Annotated in this window: 18 protein-coding genes; 7 read left to right on the top strand and 11 right to left on the bottom strand. The window is 72.3% G+C overall.

The annotated features are described in order from the left end of the window. The first annotated feature begins 11 nt into the window (after positions 1-11). Positions 12-1160, top strand: a complete 1149-nt coding sequence (locus IMZ11_RS26800; RefSeq protein ID WP_228645204.1) for an FAD-dependent monooxygenase — start codon at positions 12-14, stop codon at positions 1158-1160. On the opposite strand, the gene IMZ11_RS26795 is transcribed toward IMZ11_RS26800, so the two are convergent. Then, entirely contained in the window at positions 1135-2004 is an 870-nt protein-coding gene (locus tag IMZ11_RS26795; RefSeq protein ID WP_228645248.1) for a DMT family transporter, read from the bottom strand. The two genes, IMZ11_RS26800 and IMZ11_RS26795, sit on opposite strands and share 26 nt — an antisense overlap. Before the next feature lie 102 nt (positions 2005-2106). Next, entirely contained in the window at positions 2107-2466 is a 360-nt protein-coding gene (locus tag IMZ11_RS26790; protein WP_228645203.1) for a VOC family protein, read from the bottom strand. A 143-nt stretch (positions 2467-2609) separates the two neighbouring features. Here IMZ11_RS26790 and secA2 point away from each other — a divergent pair, with 143 nt between their 5' ends. Further along, positions 2610-4877, top strand: coding sequence for an accessory Sec system translocase SecA2 (gene secA2, locus IMZ11_RS26785; RefSeq protein ID WP_374462801.1), 2268 nt, complete (start codon positions 2610-2612; stop codon positions 4875-4877). Positions 4878-4891: 14 nt separating this feature from the next. On the opposite strand, the gene IMZ11_RS26780 is transcribed toward secA2, so the two are convergent. From IMZ11_RS26780 to IMZ11_RS26770, 3 genes are all read right to left on the bottom strand, one after another. Continuing rightward, positions 4892-6178: a lanthionine synthetase LanC family protein gene (locus tag IMZ11_RS26780; RefSeq protein ID WP_228645201.1), complete on the bottom strand. Its 1287-nt coding sequence runs from the start codon at positions 6176-6178 to the stop codon at positions 4892-4894. Positions 6179-6264: 86 nt separating this feature from the next. Next, complete coding sequence (locus IMZ11_RS26775) at positions 6265-7995, bottom strand: SulP family inorganic anion transporter (RefSeq protein ID WP_228645247.1); 1731 nt, start codon at positions 7993-7995, stop codon at positions 6265-6267. A 153-nt stretch (positions 7996-8148) separates the two neighbouring features. Beyond that, positions 8149-9975, bottom strand: coding sequence for a bifunctional copper resistance protein CopD/cytochrome c oxidase assembly protein (locus tag IMZ11_RS26770; protein WP_228645200.1), 1827 nt, complete (start codon positions 9973-9975; stop codon positions 8149-8151). A gap of 174 nt (positions 9976-10149) precedes the next feature. Between IMZ11_RS26770 and IMZ11_RS26765 the strand changes: the two genes are divergently transcribed. Both IMZ11_RS26765 and IMZ11_RS26760 read left to right on the top strand, forming a co-directional pair. Next, entirely contained in the window at positions 10150-10704 is a 555-nt protein-coding gene (locus tag IMZ11_RS26765) for an MFS transporter (RefSeq protein ID WP_228645199.1), read from the top strand. Positions 10705-10811: 107 nt separating this feature from the next. Then, the gene (locus IMZ11_RS26760; RefSeq protein WP_228645198.1) at positions 10812-11552 is read left to right on the top strand and encodes a YcnI family protein; all 741 of its coding nucleotides are present in this window, start codon (positions 10812-10814) and stop codon (positions 11550-11552) included. On the opposite strand, the gene IMZ11_RS26755 is transcribed toward IMZ11_RS26760, so the two are convergent. After that, a complete protein-coding gene (locus IMZ11_RS26755; protein WP_228645197.1) occupies positions 11544-13817 on the bottom strand; it encodes an FdhF/YdeP family oxidoreductase in 2274 nt (757 codons plus the stop codon). The two genes, IMZ11_RS26760 and IMZ11_RS26755, sit on opposite strands and share 9 nt — an antisense overlap. Positions 13818-13922: 105 nt before the next feature. Continuing rightward, positions 13923-14648, bottom strand: a complete 726-nt coding sequence (locus IMZ11_RS26750; RefSeq protein ID WP_228645196.1) for a nucleoside/nucleotide kinase family protein — start codon at positions 14646-14648, stop codon at positions 13923-13925. A 144-nt stretch (positions 14649-14792) separates the two neighbouring features. Between IMZ11_RS26750 and IMZ11_RS26745 the strand changes: the two genes are divergently transcribed. Next, entirely contained in the window at positions 14793-15614 is an 822-nt protein-coding gene (locus tag IMZ11_RS26745) for an SAM-dependent methyltransferase (RefSeq protein ID WP_228645195.1), read from the top strand. A 6-nt stretch (positions 15615-15620) separates the two neighbouring features. Here IMZ11_RS26745 and IMZ11_RS26740 read toward each other — a convergent pair whose 3' ends face one another. After that, complete coding sequence (locus IMZ11_RS26740; RefSeq protein ID WP_228645194.1) at positions 15621-16733, bottom strand: winged helix DNA-binding domain-containing protein; 1113 nt, start codon at positions 16731-16733, stop codon at positions 15621-15623. Further along, positions 16730-17617 carry an epoxide hydrolase family protein gene (locus IMZ11_RS26735; RefSeq protein ID WP_228645193.1) on the bottom strand — a complete coding sequence of 296 codons (888 nt, stop codon included), beginning with the start codon at positions 17615-17617 and terminating at the stop codon, positions 16730-16732. Before IMZ11_RS26735 ends, IMZ11_RS26740 begins: the two co-directional genes overlap by 4 nt. Before the next feature lie 63 nt (positions 17618-17680). Between IMZ11_RS26735 and IMZ11_RS26730 the strand changes: the two genes are divergently transcribed. After that, entirely contained in the window at positions 17681-18640 is a 960-nt protein-coding gene (locus tag IMZ11_RS26730; RefSeq protein ID WP_228645192.1) for a YafY family protein, read from the top strand. 16 nt (positions 18641-18656) lie between these two features. Here the strand turns inward: IMZ11_RS26730 and IMZ11_RS26725 are convergent, their stop codons facing one another. Next, complete coding sequence (locus IMZ11_RS26725; RefSeq protein WP_228645191.1) at positions 18657-19187, bottom strand: 2'-5' RNA ligase family protein; 531 nt, start codon at positions 19185-19187, stop codon at positions 18657-18659. 101 nt (positions 19188-19288) lie between these two features. Here IMZ11_RS26725 and IMZ11_RS26720 point away from each other — a divergent pair, with 101 nt between their 5' ends. After that, positions 19289-19918: a GNAT family N-acetyltransferase gene (locus IMZ11_RS26720; RefSeq protein WP_228645190.1), complete on the top strand. Its 630-nt coding sequence runs from the start codon at positions 19289-19291 to the stop codon at positions 19916-19918. A 72-nt stretch (positions 19919-19990) separates the two neighbouring features. Here IMZ11_RS26720 and IMZ11_RS26715 read toward each other — a convergent pair whose 3' ends face one another. Then, complete coding sequence (locus IMZ11_RS26715; RefSeq protein ID WP_228645189.1) at positions 19991-20284, bottom strand: hypothetical protein; 294 nt, start codon at positions 20282-20284, stop codon at positions 19991-19993. Between the last annotated feature and the right edge of the window lie 193 nt (positions 20285-20477).

Here is a 20477-nt window from a genome sequence, read left to right as displayed (position 1 = left end):
CGGAGGCTGTCATGGGCGACGCGTTGGTGATCGGTGCGGGGATCGGCGGACTGACGGCGGCGGCCGCCCTGGCCACGCGGGGCTGGACGGTGACGGTGTGCGAGCGGGCGCCCTCGGTCGAGCCCGTCGGCTCCGGTCTGGCGATCGCGCCCAACGCGCTGCGGGCGTTGGACACGATCGGCATCGGCGACCGGGTGCGCGAACTCGCGGCGCTGCAGGGCGTGGCCGGCATACGCCGCACCTCCGGCGGCTGGCTGTCCCGCACCAGCGCCGAGGCCGCCCAGGCGCGGTACGGCGACCCGATCGTGCTCCTGCGCCGCGCGACGGTCGTGGAACTGCTCACCGGCCTGCTCCCGCCCGGCGCGCTGCGCCTGAACACCGCCGTCCACGACGTGGACGCCTCCTCGGGGCGGGTGCGCACCGACGCGGGTGAGCTGCGAGCGGACCTCGTCGTCGCCGCCGACGGCATCCGCTCGGCGGTACGCCGCGCCCTCCTACCCGGTCACCCGGAGCCGGTCTATTCGGGCGTGACGGCCTGGCGGTTCATCGTTCCCGGCAGCGGGGCCACCGGAGCGGAGACATGGGGCCGCGGGCTGGTCTTCGGCGTCATGCCGCTGGCCGGTGACGAGGTGTACTGCTACGCCACCGCGGCCGTCCCGTCGGGGCGGGGCCACGCGGACCCGGCGGAGGAGAAGGCCGAGCTGCTGCGACGGTTCCGGACCTGGCACGCCCCGATCCCCGCGCTGGTGGAGCGCGCCGACCCGGCGCGGGTGATACGCAGCGACGTCTTCTCCATGGAAACGCCGCTCCCCGCGTTCCATCGGGGTCGGGTCGCGTTGCTCGGCGACGCCGCCCACCCGATGACGCCGAACCTGGGCCAGGGGGCCTGCCAGGCGATCGAGGACGCGATCGTCCTGGCGCACCATGCGAGCGACTGCGCGTCCGTCGAGGACGGCCTCGCCGCCTACACCCGCGACCGGCTGCCCAGGACCACGGCGATCGTCCGGCGCTCCGCCTCGATCGCCCGGCTGACCCGGCTGGTGAGCCCGGCCGCCGTCTTCGCGCGCGACACGGTGCTCTCCCTCGCGGGACTGACCGGGCCGACCGCCGCCCTGCGACAGGCGGACGCGGTGTTCAACTGGCGGCCGCCGACGAGCTGACCGGGACGGCGGCGGGCGCCTTGCGGGAATGGTCCGGCGCCAGCCGCCCCAGCGTCACGGTGCCGCCGATCAGGACGGCCGCGGCCAGCAACGCCGGGAGCACCTGCCCGGCCCCGGTCGGCAGCGACTCTCCGAGGAGGATGGCTCCCGCGAGGACCGAGGTGATGGGGTCGATCACCTGGACTCCGGCGTAGGCGATGCCGAAGTAGCCCACGGCGTACGACTTCTGCAGCAGGACCACGGCGCACACGAGCAGCACGGGGATCGCCAGGGTGAACCAGTGCAGCAGCCGGGAGAGGTCGCCGTGCAGCCCGCCGCCCACGACCCGGACGAAGGTGGACACCGTGGCGGTGACCGAGCCGGCGCCCACCGCCATCGCCAGAGCCTTGGCCGGCCCGCGCAGGAACCGGGCGACGCCGAAGCTGACCGCCACGATCACGCCGACGCATCCGATCAGGCCGAGCGCGGCCCCGTCGGAGAGCGACGGCGTGACATTGTGCGCGGGCACCAGCAGCATGAGGCCGAGCAACCCGGCCGCCACCGCGACGGAGCCGATGATCTCGGCCTTGTGCGGCCGCCTGCCGTGGAGCATGGCCGCGAACGGCACCGCGAAGACCAGCGTCGCGACGCTGACCGGCTGCACCGCGACCAGCGGCGCCATGCTCAGCGCCACCGCGTGCAGGCTGGCGCCGGCGAAGCCGATGATCCCGCCGATCCACCAGCGCGGACGCCTGACCAGCTGGAGCGTGGCTCCATCGCGGACCGCCTCGAACTGCTGCAGGGCCGCGCCCAGCGCGTATCCGAGCGCGCCGACAAGGGCGATGATCACTCCCGCCCAGATCATGGGCACCGGCCGGGGAGTCGTTCAACGTGCGATGTCACCACGTCAGCTTAGGGACAAAATCAACTTCCCCCGCCACCCCCGGGAGCGCGGCCTTCCGGGAGGTCAGGATCTTTCCGGGCAGACGCAGAACAGGTGTCCCTCCGGATCGGCGAGGACGACCCATCCGTCGCCCGGCTGGAACTCCGGCTTGCTCGCCCCGAGATCGACGTACTCCTGGACGGCCTTGGCCACGTCGGGGACGCGGAAGTCGAGGTGGAACTGCTTGTCCGGGCCGGGCCACGAACCGGGCTTCCGGTCGGGGACCCGCTGGAAGTAGATGCTGGTGGCCCCGTCGCCGATCCCGGCGTACTCCTCCTCGGCATACTGGACCTCGAAGCCGGTGATCTGGGAATAGAAGTCGGCGAGCCGCTTCGGCTCGGCGCAGTCGATGGTCACGGCGAGCAGTTTCGCGATGGTTGTCATGGCCTTCACTCTGCCCGCCATACCTGTCAGGTCGTGTCATGAACGTTTCGCAATGGGATGATCGTTGCGTTTGAATGGCACCGGGAAACCGGACAGAGGGAACCCAGTCCGGCAAACAACTCGTTGGAGCAGGCATGGCCTGGATGCCGCAGATGATCAGACGCTTCCTCGAAAAGCCGGGAAGCGTCGATCTGACGCGGTTCCAGGCGGTCGTCACCGAGGCGGCACGACTGGAAGCCGAGGTGGAGTCGCGCGCCGAGCTGACACCTCCGGAGGGGCACACCGTCGGCACCGCCGAGTTCTGCGCGGTGGTCCGGGAGGCGGCCCGGCGGACCCTCGGGGAGCGCCCGTACGACGTGCAGCTCATGGGCGTGCTGGCCCTGCTGGACGGCAACGTCGCCGAGATGGCGACCGGCGAGGGCAAGACCCTGTCAGGAGCGCTGGCCGCGACCGGGTTCGCACTGCGGGGCAGGCGGGTCCACGTGATCTCGGTCAACGACTACCTGGCCAGGCGGGACGCCGAGTGGATGGGGCCGCTGTACGAGTCGCTCGGCCTCACCGTCGGCTGGATCGGCGAGAGCTCCACCCCTGAGGAGCGTCGCGCGGCGTACTCCCGGGACGTGACGTACGCGGCGGTCAGCGAACTCGGGTTCGACGTGCTCCGCGACCGGCTGCGCGCCGACCCGGCCGACCTCCTGGTCCCGGCGCCGGAGGTCGCGCTCGTCGACGAGGCGGACTCGGTGCTGGTGGACGAGGCCCGCGTGCCGCTGATCCTCGCCGGGGCCGCCGATCCCGGCCAGGCCGCGCCTGAGATGGCCGCCCTGGTACGGAGGCTGTCCCGGGGCTACCACTTCGAGATCGACGACGAGGGACGCAACGTCTTCCTCACCCCCAAGGGCACCGACACCGTGGAGAAGGCCCTGGGCATCGACCTCTACGACCACCCGGGCACGGTGACCGAGGTCAACCTCGCGCTGCACGCGCACGCGCTGCTCACCCGGGACGTGGACTACATCGTCAGGGACGGCAGGGTCCACCTGATCAATCCCTCGCGGGGGAGGGTCGCGCTGCTGCAGCGCTGGCCGGACGGCCTCCAGGCGGCCGTCGAGGCCAAAGAGCGGCTGGCACCGTCGGAGACCGGGGAGATCCTCGACTCGATCACGATCCAGGGCCTCCTCACCCGCTATCCCGAAATATGCGGCATGACGGGTACGGCGGTGGCCGTCGGCGACCAGCTCCGCGAGTTCTACGACCTGAAGGTGGCGGTCATCCCGCCCAACCGCCCCTGCGTCAGGGCGGACGAGCCGGACCGGATCTTCGCCGACTCCGACGACAAGATCCGGGCGATCGTCGAGGAGATCGCCGCCCAGCACGCCACCGGCCGTCCGATCCTGGTCGGCACCCTGGACGTCGCCGAGTCCGAGCGCCTGGACCTGCGGCTGCGCGCGCGGGGCCTCACCCCCGTCGTGCTCAACGCCAAGAACGACGCGGAGGAGGCCGCGATCATCGCCCGCGCCGGGGCGCGCGGCGCGATCACCGTGTCCACCCAGATGGCCGGGCGCGGCACCGACATCCGCCTCGGCGGCGTGGGTACGACCGACGACCAGTCGGAACAGCTGATCAAGGACCTCGGCGGCCTGTACGTGATCGGCACCGGCCGCCACGACAGCAGCCGGCTCGACGACCAGCTCCGCGGGCGCTCGGGACGGCAGGGCGACCCCGGCGGCTCGGTGTTCTTCGTCAGCGGCGACGACGAGCTGATCACCGCCTACGCCCCGGACCTGGCGCTACCCGCCGCCGACCCCGACGGTGTCGTACGGCACCCGCACGGCGGGTGGACGGTGGGCCACGCGCAGCGGGTCGCCGAAGGGGTCCACCTGGAGATCCACAGGAACACCTGGCGCTACACCCGGCTGCTCGAACGGCAGCGGGCCCAGCTCCTCGAACAGCGTGACCGGATCCTGCACGGCGACGCGGGGGGCCGGGCGCTCGCGGCCGCCTGCCCCGAGCGATACGCCGAGCTGTGCGCGTCCGCCGGGGAGGCAGCCGTCGAGCGGGCCGCCCGCCAGATCGTGCTCTACCACCTGGACCGCTGCTGGACCGAGCACCTCGCCCACATGGCGGACGTCCGCGAGGGCATCCACCTCCGGGCGCTCGGCCGGCTCAACCCGCTCGACGAGTTCAACCGCGAGGCCGTCCCCGCCTACCGGCGGCTGCTCGACGAGATCGGGCGGCGGTCGAAGGAGACGTTCGAGACCGTGGACGTCAGCCGCGACCTGGCCGACCAGGGGCTGGGACGGCCCACGGCGACGTGGACGTATCTGGTCCAGGACAACCCGTTCGGCTCGGAGTGGGACCGCGTCCTCTCGCGGGTCGCCTCCGCGCTGAAGGGCCGCCGCCCCAGGCGTTGATCCCCCGGTGGCGCTTACGAGGACTCGCGCAGCAGCGCGGCGGGCACGGGGATCGCGGGAAACGGGTTGTCCGGAAGCATGATGAGGCGGCGGGGCGAGCTCGCCTGCCCCGCCGCGTCCAGGTGCAGGAGCGCCGCGCCGATCCCCGCGGCGCCGACCATGTAGCCGGTGTCCGCGGTGACCTCCCACGGCCGCAGCCGCCGATACGCCTGGTACCAGCGGTATCCCCTGCCGTCGTGCCCGGTCGCGCGGCCGATGAGGTTGCCGGCGAGGGACCGGGCGAAGTCGAGGTGCGCCTCGCGTCCCGTGGCCGCCCACAGGCCGACGAACAGTTCGAGGAGCCCGGCCGTGCCGCAACACTGGCAGGCCACGTTCCAGTAGCCGGCCGTCTGCCGTCCCGGCACGCCGCTCTGGACGATGCCGTGCGCCAGTCGCTCGACCCAGTCGAGGTCGCCGGGGTCACCGGTCACGCGGTACAGCTCGTAGAACATCCGGGCTACGCCCGCGGAGCCGGAGCAGAAACCGAGGTAGTGCAGCCCTCGCCCCTGGGGGACGTGGTGCGGCACGAAGGCGCACCTGTCGGTGACCACGCTGACCGTGCGGACGAAGTCCGCGCCCCGGCGGGCGGCGGCGAGGTATCGCTCGTCGCGGGTCACTCCGTACAGGCGGGCCAGCAGGAACGCCGTCCCCGCGGTGCCGGACAGGAACCCGGGGGTGACGGCGTCGGTGGGCAGGCCGGCGCACGAGTCGCCGCCGAAGCGGTGGCCGGGCACCGCCAGCCCGGCGATGCGCTCACCCGCGGCCACGGCGACCTCCTCGTACAGCGGGACGCCGAGCATCCCGGCGGCGTGCAGCAATCCGAGGACGATCCCGCCGTCGCCGCGCTGGGCGGGGTCGCCGGTCCAGCCGACGCCGCCGTCCATCCGGCGTACGGCGCGGGCGAGATGGTCGGCCCCCGCGCGGGCCGCCGCGCCGATCCGCTCGTCGCCGGTCGCCCATCCGGCCTCGCCCAGGGCGAAGACCACGCCCGCCAGCCCGTGGTAGAGCGAGAGGTCGGTCCGCTCCCTCCAGGTGGCGGCCAGGTGGAGCGCCCCGGCGCGGGCGTCCTCCAGGTACTCCTCGTGGCCGGTGGCGGCGGCGAGCTCGAGGAAGAACAGCACGATCCCCGCGGCCCCGGAGTACAGCGAGGCCTGGTCTCCCGCCATCGCGGACCGGCCGCGCGGATCGGGATTGGGTTCCCAGTGCCGGCGGTCGGCCGCGGCCGACCGGACCCAGCGCGCCGCCATGATGGCGGCGGTCATCGGCGTCTCCGCGCGCGGTCCAGGGCTCACTGGTGCACCATCCTCTCCGTGACGGCGCTATTCGATAAATCCCTACCAGGATAGTCTTAAATTGCCGCCTTCGCACGATCCCCCAGAAGGGGCGATCCGGTGGGCGGGTTCAGCAGTGTACGGGCACAGGTGATCGCGGCGGGCGTGTCGGAGAAGACCAGGCCGTCCCTCCGAAGGTGATCGGCGATGCCGAGCGCGGCGAGCACCTGATCGTGCCCCTGGCGGATGCCGGACAGCAGCACGGTGATGCCCCGGCGCTCCAGCCTGGTGATCACGTCTCCGAGCACGCTCGCTCCGGTGGCGTCGATGGTGGACACACGGGACATGCGCAGGATGACCACGCGTACGTCGGCGACCTCCGACAGCTCCAGCAGGAACCGATGCGCGGCGCCGAAGAACAGCGGACCGTCGAAGCGGTAGGCCACGATGTGCTCGCCGAGCAGTCGCCGCTCCTCGGCGTCCTGATCGGCGGCGAGGTCGGCGGCAGGGTCGGCGGCAGGGTCGGCGGCGTCACCCTGATCGCCTTCCAGCGGCACCCGCTCGACCCGGACGCTGCGCGCCACCGCGCGCAACGCGAGCACGATCGCGACGCCCACACCCACCATCACGGCGGTGACCAGGTCGAGGGCGACCGTGACGGCGAAGGTCAGGACCATGACGACGGCGTCGCTCCGGGTGGATCGGGCGATGGCCCGCAGGGAGCCGACCTCGACCATCCGTACGGTGGTCGCGAGCAGGACCCCGGCCAGCGCCGCGAGCGGGATCCTCCCGACCAGTCCCCCGGCGGTGAACACGATCACGGCGAGCACGGCGGCGTGGGTCAGCGCGGACACGCGCGAGCGGGCACCCGACCGCACGTTGACCGCCGTACGCGCGATCGCGGCGGTCGCGGGGATGCCGCCGAACAACGGGGCGGCCAGGTTCGCGATGCCCTGGCCGAACAGTTCCCGATCGGGGTCGTGCCGCTCGCCCACGCTCATCGCGTCCGCGACCGACGCGCACAGGAGGCTCTCCAGCGCGGCGAGCGCGGCGACGGCGAGGGCAGGGGGCAGCAGGGCGCTGACGGCGCCGGGGTCGGCGAAGCCGAGGGACGGCGCGGGCAGCCCCGCGGGCAGCGCGCCGATCCGTGCGACGTCCAGCCCGGTGATCTGCGCGACCACGGTGGCCGCCACCACCGCGAGGAGCGAGAACGGCACCGCGGGCCGGTAGCGTGCCCCCACCAGCATCGCCCCCGCGACCGCGAGCGCCATGAGCGGCGCGGCGGGACGCGGATCGCCCGCGAACCGGGCGGCGGCGTCGGCCGCCACCTGCCAGACCCGGTCGCCCGTGGCGCCGGCGACGCCCAGCGCGGCGGGGATCTGCTGGAGGGCGATCACGACAGCGATGCCCGCCGTGAACCCCTCAATGACCGGCATCGGCATATAGCGGGCGAACCGCCCCACCCGGGCGACCGCGAGGGCGACGAGCACGACCCCGGCCAACAACCCCACCATGAGGACACCGTCCGCGCCGTACTGCCGCATGATCGGGACCAGGACGACCGTCATCGCCCCGGTCGGGCCGGACACCTGGAGGTTGCTGCCGCCGAAGACGGCGGCCAGCGCGCCCGCCACCACCGCCGTGGCCAGGCCGGCCTGGGCGCCGAGCCCGGAACTGACCCCGAACGCGAGGGCGAGCGGCAGGGCGACCACGGCCACCGTGAGCCCGGCGATCAGGTCGCGTCCCGGACTGCGGCGCGCCTGCCTCCAGTCGGCGCGTGTGGGGAGCAGTCCCCCGACCCTGGTCATGGCAGGACGCAGCCCGCGCAGGAGCGCGGCCATGGTCTGACGGCGGAGCACCGGCATAGAGTGGTCCTCAATTGAAGAATTTTTCACATCATCATACGTTCACCACTCCTGTGGCCGGTGACGGATACGCGTACGGATCGGGTCCAGCCCGGGTCATCCACCCTTCTGGTCCGCGAGGCGGCGCCGGGCGGCCCGGCTCCGGCCCAGCAGCAGCGCCAGCAGCGCGATGATCACGACCAGGGAGATCCCGGGGCCGAGCAGCGCGCCGAACCGCTGGTCCCCCGCGCGCTCGGGCGCCCAGGGCAGGTCGAGCAGCGCGTACCATTCCGCGCCCTGGGGCGGCCCGGTGAACAGCAGCAAGGCGATCCAGACCTGCAGGGTGGCCGCGCCGAGCAACATCCGGACACGGATCGCCACACCGATCGCCCGGGGCAGCGGATCGACGCCGAGTGCCACCGCGAAGAACAGCGTCCCGGTCACCACGACGACGGCCTGCGCCACCAGCCGTACGGCCAGGCTGGACTGGGCCAGGTCGAAGCAGCCGGTGAGATAGAGGAGCAGGTACGGCGCGGCGTAGAGGCCCAGAGCGGTCAGCGGATGGGACAGCGGCCGGGAGACGACCGCGAGGCGGAGGGACAGCGGGGCGCCCAGAGCGAGCAGGGCCGGTCCCGCCGTCCCCACCAGCGCGTACTGCGCCGCGTGACCGGAGAAGACGGCGGGCCCGTACGCGGCCACCCCTCCGGCCAGGCCGTACAGCAGGACAAGGGAGCCGACCAGCCAGGCGACGGTCCGGCCTGCGGGCCATCCGCCGGCGAGCCGCCGTACCCGGACCAGGTAGGCGACCGCCGCTCCCACGACGGCGACCAGCACGATCGGGTCCGGCCGGATCACGGTGAGCAGACCGCCGGGCGTGAACGGCGCGAGGACGTAGCCGAGCAACTCGTGCTGGTGCCCGACGCCGCCCGACGCCTCCGGCGGCGCCGTCCGCGACAGCGCCACCGCGAGGCCCAGCGTCGCGGCCATCACCCCGATCTCGCCCGTCGCCAGCCGGAGGAAGGGCCGGGAGCCGCCACCGCTCTCCAGCGCCACGATGGTCCGGCGACGGTGCCGCCATCCGAACCAGCCGAGCGCGGCCAGCGCGGCGATCTTGGCGAGGACCAGCAGGCCGTACCGGGACTGCCAGAGCTGGGTCGGATCCCCGACCCGGATCCAGGCGTTGACCAGCCCCGAGAATCCGGCGGCCGTGAAGCAGCAGAGGGCGAGGGCGCTGAACCTCCGCACCGCGGCCACCGGTCCGCGCAGCCGCGTGACCAGGCCGTACAGGCCGCCGACCCACAGCGTGACCGCGGCGATGTGCAGCATCAGGCTGGAGACCGCGAGGTTGTGGTCCGCGGCCGAGGCCGAGTGGCCCACGTAGGCCGGAGGCAGCACGGCGAGGACCCCCAGACCGGCCAGTCCGGCGCGGGCCCCCGTGCCCAGCGGCAGGTAGGCGCCGGCGGCGATCACCAGGGCGAGCAGGCCGACCAGCGTGAACGCCTGGCCCTGCGGGATGTGGAACACGAAGGTGGGCAGCACGCCGGAACTCAGCGTCTCGGAGACGGGCAGGGCCAGGAAGTCCGACAGTGTGAGGACCTCGGTGAGCGCCGCGCTCGCCGCCCACCCCAGCGCCCACGGCCCGGCGGAGCGCGCGATCCGGCCCGCCCGCTCCGCCGGCGCCCACAGGGAGACGAGCAGGGTTCCCACCGTCGCGACCGCGCAGACGTCGTGGAGCAGGCGGACGGCCGGGAGTCCCACCATCGTCACCACGTCGGGCGCGGGCAGCCCCTCGATCGCCGGCCGGGGCGTGCCGCCGCCGAACCACAGGGCCAGACCGAGCACGCCGAAGGCCGCGACGGCGAACAGGGCCACGGTCAGCACACCCGGCCCCACGTCGGGATGTTCCCGCGGATGCTCCTGGAGACGTGCAGGGGGAAATGTCATGGTTTCCTCGCCACTCAGGGTGTCCTCGCCACGAGATCCGCTCGAGTCCGAGTATGTCCGTACATCTCCTTCAGGACGAGAGCGTCACCGCGAAACAGGCCCCCTTCCGCGTACGAGATGAAACCTTCACGGAGGAGCCGGGCCGAGGGTTCCCTGTGAGAGCATTTGGGCGTCATGCGTGCCCGCCTCCCCCTGCGTCTCGCCCGCGCCGCCGCCTTCTCGGCCGTCTGCGTGGGCCTCGGCGTGTTCGCGCACAGGTTCGCGGGAGGGGCCGGGCCCACGCCGGGCACGCTGGCCTTCGGCGGCGCGGCCGTCATGGCGGCGTCCGCCGTACTGGCCGGGCGCGAGCGGTCCCGCGAGACCATCACCGGCCTCCTCGCCGGAGCGCAGCTCTTCCTGCACCTGCTGCTCAGCCTCGGCGCCGCGCCTGACGCGGTCGCGGTCCCGCCGCACACGCACCGCCTCGGCGTGGACGTCGGCATGCTCGTCGCGCACCTCACCGCCACCCTGATCACCGGGTGGTGGCTGGCCCGCGGCGAGACGGCGTTGTGGTCCCTGCTCCGCAGGCTCGGCGCGTCCGCGCTTCGCCTGCTGGTCGCCGGGAACCTGCCCCCCGCGCCGGTCGTCCCGCTCGGCGGGATCACTGCCGCCGTCCCCGTCCGCCGGACCGGCAGGGTGCTCAGGCACGCGGTGGTACGGCGCGGCCCACCGGTTTTCCCCGTTTTCTGACGTTCCGCGCGCGACCGCGACCTCTACCTCCCGGACCGGGTACCCGTCCCGTCCGGCCTGCGGCTCGCGCTCTTCCGGCAATCACGCAGACGACTGGAGAACCTCCCATGACACTGAGCACCGCAGCTCGCCGCACCGTGGCCGTCACCGCCGGTGCCCTCGCCCTCACGCTGGGCCTCGCCGTACCCGCTCTCGCCCATGTGACCGTCAACCCCGGAACCGCGGTGAAGGGCTCCTGGTCCAAGCTCGCGTTCCGCGTCCCGAACGAGCGGGACAACGCCTCCACCACCAAGGTCGAGGTGGAGTTCCCGACCGACAACCCGCTGCCTTTCGTGTCCGTACGGCCGGTTCCGGGCTGGGACGTGAAGGTGACCCAGGGCAAGCTCCCGGCTCCCGTGGTGTCCGACTCGGGCGACACCATCACCGAGTCGGTCCTGAAGATCACCTGGACCGGCGGGAAGATCGACCCGGGCCAGTTCCAGGAGTTCGAGGCGTCGGTCGGCCCGCTGCCCACCAAGGTGGACGAGCTGACGTTCCCGACCGCCCAGACCTACTCCGGCGGCGAGGTCGTGACGTGGGCCGACCCCGCCAAGGCGGACGGTTCCGAGCCGGACCACCCGGCTCCGACCCTGAAGCTGGTCGCCGCGGGCGACGACACGGCCGGTGGCCACACGGCGTCGTCCCCGTCCGCCGCCGCGCCGTCGGTCGCCGCCGTGAGCGACGCGGCGGCGTCGTCATCGGACGCGTCCGACGGCACCGCGCGGCTCATCGGCGCGATCGGGATCGTCGTCGGTCTCGCCGGCACCGCCGTCGGCGTGGCGGGGCTGCGCCGTTCCCGGTCACAGTGACGACCGGCTGAGCCGTACCACGACGCTCTTCGACGTGGGGGTGCCCGAGGTCTCGGCGACCGAGTCCAACGGCACCAGCACGTTGGTCTCGGGGAAGTACGCGGCGCAGCACCCGCGCGCGGTCGGGTAGGCGATCACGCGGAACGCCTCGGCCCGGCGTTCGCCGTCGGGCCACTCGCTGGTCAGGTCCACCATGTCGCCGTCGGCCAGGCCGCGTTCCGCGAGGTCGTCCGGGTGCGCGAAGACGACGCGCCTACCGCCGCGCACGCCGCGGTAGCGGTCGTCCATGCCGTAGATCGTGGTGTTGTACTGGTCGTGGCTGCGCACGGTCTGCAGCAGCAGCCGCCCCTCGGGGACGCGCAGCACCTCCAGGGTGTTCACGGTGAAGTTGGCCCTGCCGGTCGCCGTGGGGAAGCGCCGCTCGTCGCGCGGCGCGTTGGGCAGCGCGAACCCGTCCAGCGCGCGGGCGTTGAAGTCGTCGAACCCCGGGATCACCCGTTCGATCCGGTCGCGGAGCGCGCCGTAGTCGGCCGCGAACTCCTCCCACGGCACATGGTCGTCCCGGCCGAACAGCTCGCGGGCCAGCCGGCAGACGATCTCCACCTCCGGAAGCAGGTGCGGCGAGGCCGGCCGCAGCCGTCCGCGCGAGGCGTGGACCATGCCCATGGAGTCCTCGACGGTGACGAACCTGTCGCCGTCCTGTTCCGTACGGCCCAGCGTGGGCAGGATCAGCGCCTCCTCGCCGCACACGGCGTGCGAGCGGTTCAACTTGGTCGACACCTGGACGGTGAGCCTGGCCCCGCGCATCGCGGCCTCGGTCACCTCCGTGTCGGGCGTGGCGGCGACGAAGTTGCCGCCCATCGCGAAGAACACCTTGGCCTGCCCGGCGCGCAGCGCCCTGATCGCCTCCACGGTGTCGTATCCGTGGTGCCGGGGCGGCTCGAAGCCGAACTCGTCCCTGATCGCGTCGAGGAACGCCTTCCCCGGCTTCTCGTAGATGCCCATGGTGCGGTCGCCCTGGACGTTGGAGTGGCCGCGCACCGGGCAGACGCCCGCGCCCGGCCGCCCGACGTTGCCGCGCAGCAGGAGGAAGTTGACCACCTCGCGGATCGTGGCCACCGAGTTCTTGTGCTGGGTGAGGCCCATCGCCCAGCAGACGATCACGGACTTCGCCGCGAGCACGTCCGTGGCGGTCTCCTCGATCGCGGCCCGGTCCAGCCCGGTCGCCTCGGCCACCTCGGCCCAGTCGAGGTCGCGCAGGCTCGCCGCCCAGTCCTCGAACCCGTGGGTGTGCTCCTCGACGAACCGCTTGTCGATGACCGTGCCGGGGGCGGCCTCCTCGGCGTCGAGCAGCAGCCGGGACAGCCCCTGGAAGAGCGCGAGGTCGCCGTTGAGCCGGATCTGCAGGAAGCGGTCCGCCAGGGTCGTGCCGCGCCCGACCATCCCGGACACGCGCTGCGGGTTCTTGAAGCGCAGGAGCCCGGCCTCGGGCAGCGGGTTCACCGCGATGATCCGCGCGCCGTTCCGCTTGGCCTTCTCCAGGGCCGACAACATGCGGGGATGGTTCGTGCCGGGGTTCTGCCCGACCACGAAGACGAGGTCGGCGCGGTGCAGGTCCTCGAGCGACACCGTGCCCTTGCCGATGCCCAGGGTCTCGTTGAGCGCGGAGCCGCTGGACTCGTGGCACATGTTGGAGCAGTCGGGCAGGTTGTTCGTACCGAACCTGCGGACCAGCAGCTGGTAGACGAACGCGGCCTCGTTCGAGGTGCGGCCGGAGGTGTAGAACAGGGCCTCGTCCGGGCCGGCCAGCGCCCGCAGTTCGCGCGCGACGATGGCGAACGCGTCGTCCCAGTTCACCGGCACGTAGTGGTCCGACCCCGCCGGCTTGTGCATCGGCTCGGCGAGCCGCCCCTGCTGGCCCAGCCAGTAGTCCGTACGGCCGGCCAGCTCCTCCACGGAGTGGGCGGCGAAGAACTCGCGGGTGACCCGGCGGGTCGTGGCCTCCTCGGCCACCGCCTTCGCGCCGTTCTCGCAGAACTCCGCCGGGCTGCGGTGCTCGCCCTCCGGCCAGGCGCATCCCGGGCAGTCGAAGCCGTGCTTCTGGTTGACCCTGACCAGGGTGAGGAACGTGCGTCCGGCGCCCATCTGGTCGTAGGACATGCGCAGCGACTTCGCCACCGCCGGGATCCCGGCGGCCCACTCCTTGGGGCGGCCGACCTCCAGGTCCTTCTCGCTGACGTCCTCGTCCGGTGCCTTCCTCGCCACGTCGCGCCTCCCTCTCCCACCATCACGTCACGCCCACCGCGCCGTCCTGCCGGCACGCGCGTGTCGATCAAGGAGAGATGATCAACGGGGCGCCCGACATCTCGCCTATTGTCCACTACGTCCTGTAGCGCGGCCAAGCCGTCCCGGCGACCAGCCGTCCAAGCGTACGCGCAGGTCAGCGCGGTCGGCAGTGGGCCCGACCAGCGCGGCGTTGCGCTCGTCGCTGCCGGTGGCCCACGCCCGAGCCTGCTCCGGTGGCTTGCCGAAGGCCGCGTGCCTGGCGGTCAACCGGTCCAGCCGGAGCGTGTCCGCGACCTCCGCGTACCAGACCTCGTCGAGGAGCGCGCGGACCAGACTCCATGGCTCCTCGTCCAGCAGCAGGTAGTTGCCCTCCGTGATCACCAGGGCGGCGTCCCGGGGGACGGGGACCGCCCCGGCGACCGGCTCCTCGATCGCCCGGTCGAACGTCGGCGCGTACACGACGGGCTCCCGCCCGCCTTTGATCCGCTCCAGGAGGGCGACGTATCCCCAGGCGTCGAACGTCTCCGGCGCGCCCTTGCGATCGCGGAGTCCCAGGCCGGTGAGCACCTCATTGCTCAGGTGGAACCCGTCCATGGGGGCGAGCACCGCGACGCCCGGCCGCTCGGCGTTCAGGGCCGCGGTGAGCGCGGCGGCGAGCGTCGACTTGCCCGCTCCCGGCTTTCCGGTGATCCCGAGTACGGCGGGGCGGCCATCCGTACCGGCGGCGCGGACGAGCTCCGTCGCCCGGCGGACCAGGTCCGGCCAGCCGTCCGCGCCGTTCACACCGTCCGCCTGCTCAGCGACGCCCATGGCACCTCGTCTCCGGATCGTCGGGGGTGACTTGCAGGCTAACCGCTCGCGGGAATCGCCCCCATATATCGGGACGTACCGGCAGGATGTGATCATCCAGCTCCGCGCGCAACAGAAAGGCGCGCGCAACAGAAAGGGCCGCCTGTGCCTGACCCCTCCCCCAACGTCCCCGGCCAGGTGCCGTCCAACGGCATCGACACCACGACGGCCCATTCGGCGCGCATCTGGAACTACTGGCTGGGCGGCAAGGACAACTACGCCGTGGACCGCGAGATCGGCGACCAGTTCTGCGGGATCTTCCCCGAAATAGTGGACATCGCGCGGGCCTCCCGCGGCTTCCTGACCCGTGCCGTCGAGTACATGGCCCAGGAGGCGGGCATCCGCCAGTTCCTTGACATCGGCACCGGCCTGCCCACCCGCGACAACACCCACGAGGTCGCCCAGCGGGTGGCCCCGGACTCCAGGGTCGTCTACGTGGACAACGACCCGCTGGTGCTGGCGCACGCCCGAGCCCTCCTCGTGGGCCACACCGAGGGCGGCACCGAGTTCATCGACGCCGATCTGCACGATCCGGACAAGATCTTGGCGGCTGCCGGGGAAACCCTGGACCTCACCCGCCCGGTCGGGCTGATGCTGATGAACATCCTGGGGCACGTCGGCGACCTCTCCGAGGCCCGGTCGATCACCGGCCGCCTGCTGGCCGCCCTGCCCTCGGGCAGCCACCTGGCGATCGCCGACGGCACCAACGTGGTCAAGGGCAAGGAGTTCGACGAAGCCATCGCGATCTGGAACTCGGCCGGGTCCGTGGCGTACAACCTGCGCACCCCGGAGCAGATCACGAGCTTCTTCGACGGCTTGGAACTCGTCGCACCCGGCGTCGTCTCGTGCCCGTACTGGCGGCCCGCCGTCGCGCTGAACCCCGGCCGGGAGGTGGACGAGTTCTGCGCGGTGGGGCGCAAGCCCTGACCCGGGTCATTCACCGAGCGGGGGCAGGATCCGGACGTCGTGCGCCCGGGCGTCGGCGGCGAAGCCGAGCAGCCGGGCACCCTCCTCCGCGACCGCCTCGGCGTCCCGCCGCGACAGCGCGGCGAACGGCCAGATGTCGAGGACGGCTCCCTCCTTGCCCCGGCTGATCTTCCAGTTCGCGGCGGTGAACCCGTCGAGCAGCACGGTGCCGGGGACGAAGCCGTTCTTGACGTGCGAGCGCGTCCTGGCGCACGCCTCGGTGAGGACGCGGCTCCGGTCGGCGTGTGACAGCAGGAGGTTGTCGAAGTCGTACAGGAAGCGCGGCGGCGCCGGCACGTCCTCGCCGGGGCGGGGAGCGTCCGGCAGGTCGTACAACTCCTGGCCCCGCTCGTCGCGGAACGTGACCAGCCGGGGCCGGAGGCCGTCGATCACCTCACCGAGGCGGGTCAGCCCGGACCAGGTCTGGACGTCCTTGACCGTGGCCGGCCCGAACGCCCCCAGGTAGCGGAGGATCGTCCTCTCGACGGACGGAGCGGGGTCGAGCGGCCGGCCCAGCCAGGTCTCCGCGGTCGCGTGCCGGGCCTGCCCGCTCGCTCCCCAGATCCCCCTGGGCGGCACCTGGACGAGCGGAGCGAGGTTCCGTACGGCATAGGCGAGCGGGGTGGGCCGCCCCTTCGGGAACCGTTCGTGGAGCAGCGCGCCCAGCTCGGCGGTGGTGCGCGGCCGCTCGTCGAGGAGTTCCCGCGCGGCGGCCACCACCGTGGCGACGTCCAGGCCGGGGGCCGGCCGCATGGTGCTGTTGGCGTACAGGTCGCGGTCCATGGCGGGCTGCACCACGGGCCGCAGCGCCAGGCAGTCGCCGGCGGTGACCAGGTGGATCGTCGACCGCATGAGCGCGACACGCACGAGCTCTCGGCCGGCGAGCAGGTCGGAGGCGTGCTCGGGCCGGAATCCCTCGATCCGCGACCACAGCCCGGTGTACCAGCTGTGCGTGGTCTGCGCCTGCATGCCGACGAGATGCTCGACCACGCCGGTCACCGGAAGGTCGTGGCGGCGCAGCAGGAGCTGCCGTTCCAGGGTCGCGCGGTTGAGCGCCCGCCTGCCGAGCACGCTCGTCACGAGAGCTCCCGGAAGAAGCCGCGGATGTCCTCGACGAGGAGACCGGGCACCTGGTGCGCGGCGTAGTGCCCGCCGCTGTCGTAGGTGTTCCAGGACACGATGTTCTTGTGGTCGCGCTCGGCGAAGCGGCGGATTTGCGGCGCCTGCGACTGGACCTTGTTGAAGGCGCCCATGGTGTCCCAGAACCACTGCAGGAAGCGCACCTTGCCCAGGTCCTCCTCGCTCATGTCCTCGAACTCGGCCGGGTCTCCCGAGGGGAACGAGAACAGCTGCGTGACATGCACCCCGATCACGTGCTCGGGAGCGACCCTGCCGACCTCGGGAGAGACGAAGGAGCCGCCGTCGTTGCCTGCCGTGCCGTACCGGTCGTAACCGAGGCGGCGCATCAGCTCGGCCCAGGCGCGGGCGACGCGGTACCGGTTCCAGCCCCTCTCCCGCGTCGGGCCGGAGAACGCGAAGCCCGGCAGCGAGGGGATGACCAGGTGGAACGCGTCGGCCGGATCGCCGCCGTGCGCCCGGGGATCGGTGAGCGGGCCGATCACGTCGAGATACTCCACGATCGAGCCCGGCCAGCCGTGGGTCAGGACCAGTGGGGTGGCGTCCGGCTCCGGCGACCGTACGTGCAGGAAGTGGATGTTCTGCCCGTCGATCTCGGTCGTGAACTGCGGGTACGCGTTGATCCTCGCCTCCCAGGCGCGCCAGTCGTAACCGGTCCGCCAGTACGCCAGGAGCCTCGTGACGAAGTCGACGGGAACCCCGTAGTCCCAGCCCGCGCCGGGCAGCTCGCCCGTGAGACGGGTGTGGGCCAGCCGGTCCCGCAGGTCGTCCAGGTCGGCCTCGGGGATGTCGACGCGGAAGGGGCGGATCTCGCTGTTCTCTGCCATGCCGTGAACACTAGACAGCCAATAGGAAGACTTCGTTCCTATTGAACCGGCAGACTGGATGGCATGCTGGAAACCTCGGCGCGGCTGCTGCGCCTCCTGTCACTGTTGCAGACCCCCCGCGACTGGAGCGGCTCGGAGCTGGCCGAACGGTTGTCGGTGAGCACGAGAACCGTCCGTAACGACATCGAGCGCCTGCGCACCCTCGGCTACCCCGTGCACGCGACCCGCGGCGCGATCGGCGGTTACCGGCTCGGCGCGGGCGCGGCGCTGCCGCCCCTGCTGCTCGACGACGAGGAGGCCGTCGCGGTGGCCGTCGGTCTGCGCACGGCCGCGGGAGGAGGCATCTCCGGCATCGAGGAGACCTCGCTCCGCGCGCTCGCGAAGCTGGAGCAGGTGCTGCCCTCCCGGCTGCGCCGCAGAGTGAACGCGTTGCAGTCGTACACCGTCCCGGTCCGGTGGGGCGACACGAGTCCCCGCGTCGATCCGAACACACTGACCCTGCTGGCCGGGGCCTGCCGCGACCACGAGCGGCTGCGCTTCGACTACCGGGACCATCACGGCACGGCGAGCCCCCGCACCGTCGAACCGCACCGGCTGGTGAACTGGGGCCGCCGCTGGTACCTGGTGGCGTGGGACATCGACCGGCAGGACTGGCGGACCTTCCGCGTCGACCGGATCGAGCCGCGTACCCCGACCGGGCCCCGGTTCGCTCCCCGGGAGCTGCCGGAGGAGGACGTCGCCGCCTACGTCTCGCGGCGGGTCTCCAGCGCGGCGTGGCGGTACCGCGCCAGGGTCGTCGTGCACGCCCCCGCCGAGACCGTGGCCGAACGCGTCTGGGAGGCCGTCGGCACGGTCGAGGCGGTGGACGAGCGGACCTGCGTACTCGACACCGGATCCGACTCCCTCGAAACCCTCGCCGTCTATCTGGGCATGCTGGGATTCGACTTCAGCGTCACGGAACCGCCCGAGCTCGTCGCCCATCTCCGCGACCTGGCCGACCGCTATCGGCGGGCCACGCCGTGACCTACGGGGTGCCGCGTCAGCGCAGTGGGAACACGGCGTGCCGGTGCCACGTCTCCCCGTCGAAGACCTCCAGCGACACGGAGCGGGCCCGCGCGACGACCGGGAGCCGGGCGGCGATCTCCGCCTCGATCGCGTCGAGGTCGTCGCCGTCGGCGACGGTCAGGTGCGGGATCACCTCGTCGAACTGCCCCCGGTACGGCGGGGCCTCCGGCCAGCGCGCCACGACGGCCTCGGTGAGAGCGATGAACCGCCTCTCCGGCTCGGGAACGAGGTACAGGATGCCGGGGAAGCGCCCGCAACGGACGAACCGCGCCTCGAACGACGGGTGAGCGGCGAACAGCTCCCGCAGCTCCGTCACGACCCGCCCGTCGATCCGGGCGTGCTCCAGGAACGGGTAGAGGATCGTGACGTGGGCGGGCACGCCGTACGCCGCCGAGGGGTCGAAGCGCTCGCGCCAGCGGCTGACGATCGGTTCCGCCTCGGGCATCTTGACGATGAGCGAGGTCTCCCCCGCCGCGAACGGTGACGGCGTGCTGCTCGTGGTCACATCGGTCCTCGGAGGTACGACGGTGCGCTCGGCATCCAGAGAGCAACGATAGAAAGAAATTCGGGTGCCGTCATGTCCACTTTCCGGAACAATCCCGGGGCATGCGCCACTGGCCGCTCATTGATCTCCGCCTGACGACACCTCGCCTCGAACTCCGACTGCCTACCCGCGATGACCTGGACCAACTCGCGGACCGCGCCATCGAAGGAGTACACGACCCCGGATTCATGCCGTTCCTGGTCCCTTGGACCGACCGGCCGACCGATGAACTGCCCGCACAGGTGATCCGGCACCAGCTCGCCTGTCTGGCGAACTGGACGCCCGACAACTGGCGCTGCAACTTCGTGGTCGTCCATGAGGGAAAGGTCGTCGGCACCCAAGGGCTGAGAGCGACCGACTTCGCGACGACCCGTGAGGTCAGCACCGGTTCCTGGATCGGCATGGCGTACCAGGGCAAGGGCATCGGCACCGAGATGCGCGCCGCCGTACTGCATCTGGCCTTCGCGGGACTCGGGGCGGAGAGCGCGACCAGCTCGGCGTTGACCGGCAACGAGGCGTCACTCACCGTCACGCGCAAACTCGGCTACCGGCCCAACGGGTTCGCTTATGTCGCCGTACGCGGCCGGCGGATCGCCGATCAGCGGTTCCGGCTTTTCCGGGAGGACTTCGTCTCCCCCGTGCCCGTCGAGATCCACGGCCTCGACGCCTGCCGCACGGAATTCGGCGCCTGATCCGTAAGCGGTGTGGTCAGCCGTCGCGGATCCTCCTCACCCCGCTGTCGGGCGGCTGCGCCGCGGCACCCGTCACGCGGAATGATCGTGCGCTGGGGCGTACTGCGGCAGCGTCGGCGCCTGCGTCCGGTAGCGCCGCTCGACCGCGGCCGCGGCACGCAGCAGCGGCAGCCGGGCGACGGCTTTGCGCACCGCGATCCCCGTCCGTGTCTTGGGCACCATAAGCTTCACGTTCGGGCCGATCTGCTGCCGCTTGCCGACGAGGCCGCGGCCGCTGTCGTGCGCCTGCCGCTCCCGCCGCCCGCCCTGCAGATCTTCTTTGCTCCGCCGCGCCACATTTGGCCGCAGCCCTTCGTCGACGTGCACCGCCCGCCTTCGCCCCGCCGCCCACCTTCTCTCCCGGCCCGCCGCCTGCCTTGTCTCCCGGACCGCTGCCTTGCGTCGCCAGAGCCCGGTCCGGGTCGCCGCTCTCCGTCTCTCTCCCGCGTCCTCTTCTCCCGCGTTCCCTTCCCCGCGTTCCCTTCCCCGCGTTCTCTCTCCCGCGTCGGCTCCGCTCGCG

The sequence above is a fragment of the Microtetraspora sp. AC03309 genome (assembly GCF_020826795.1).
Lineage (GTDB): Bacteria > Actinomycetota > Actinomycetes > Streptosporangiales > Streptosporangiaceae > Microtetraspora > Microtetraspora glauca.
This window is presented reverse-complemented; position numbering and strand designations above follow the sequence as displayed.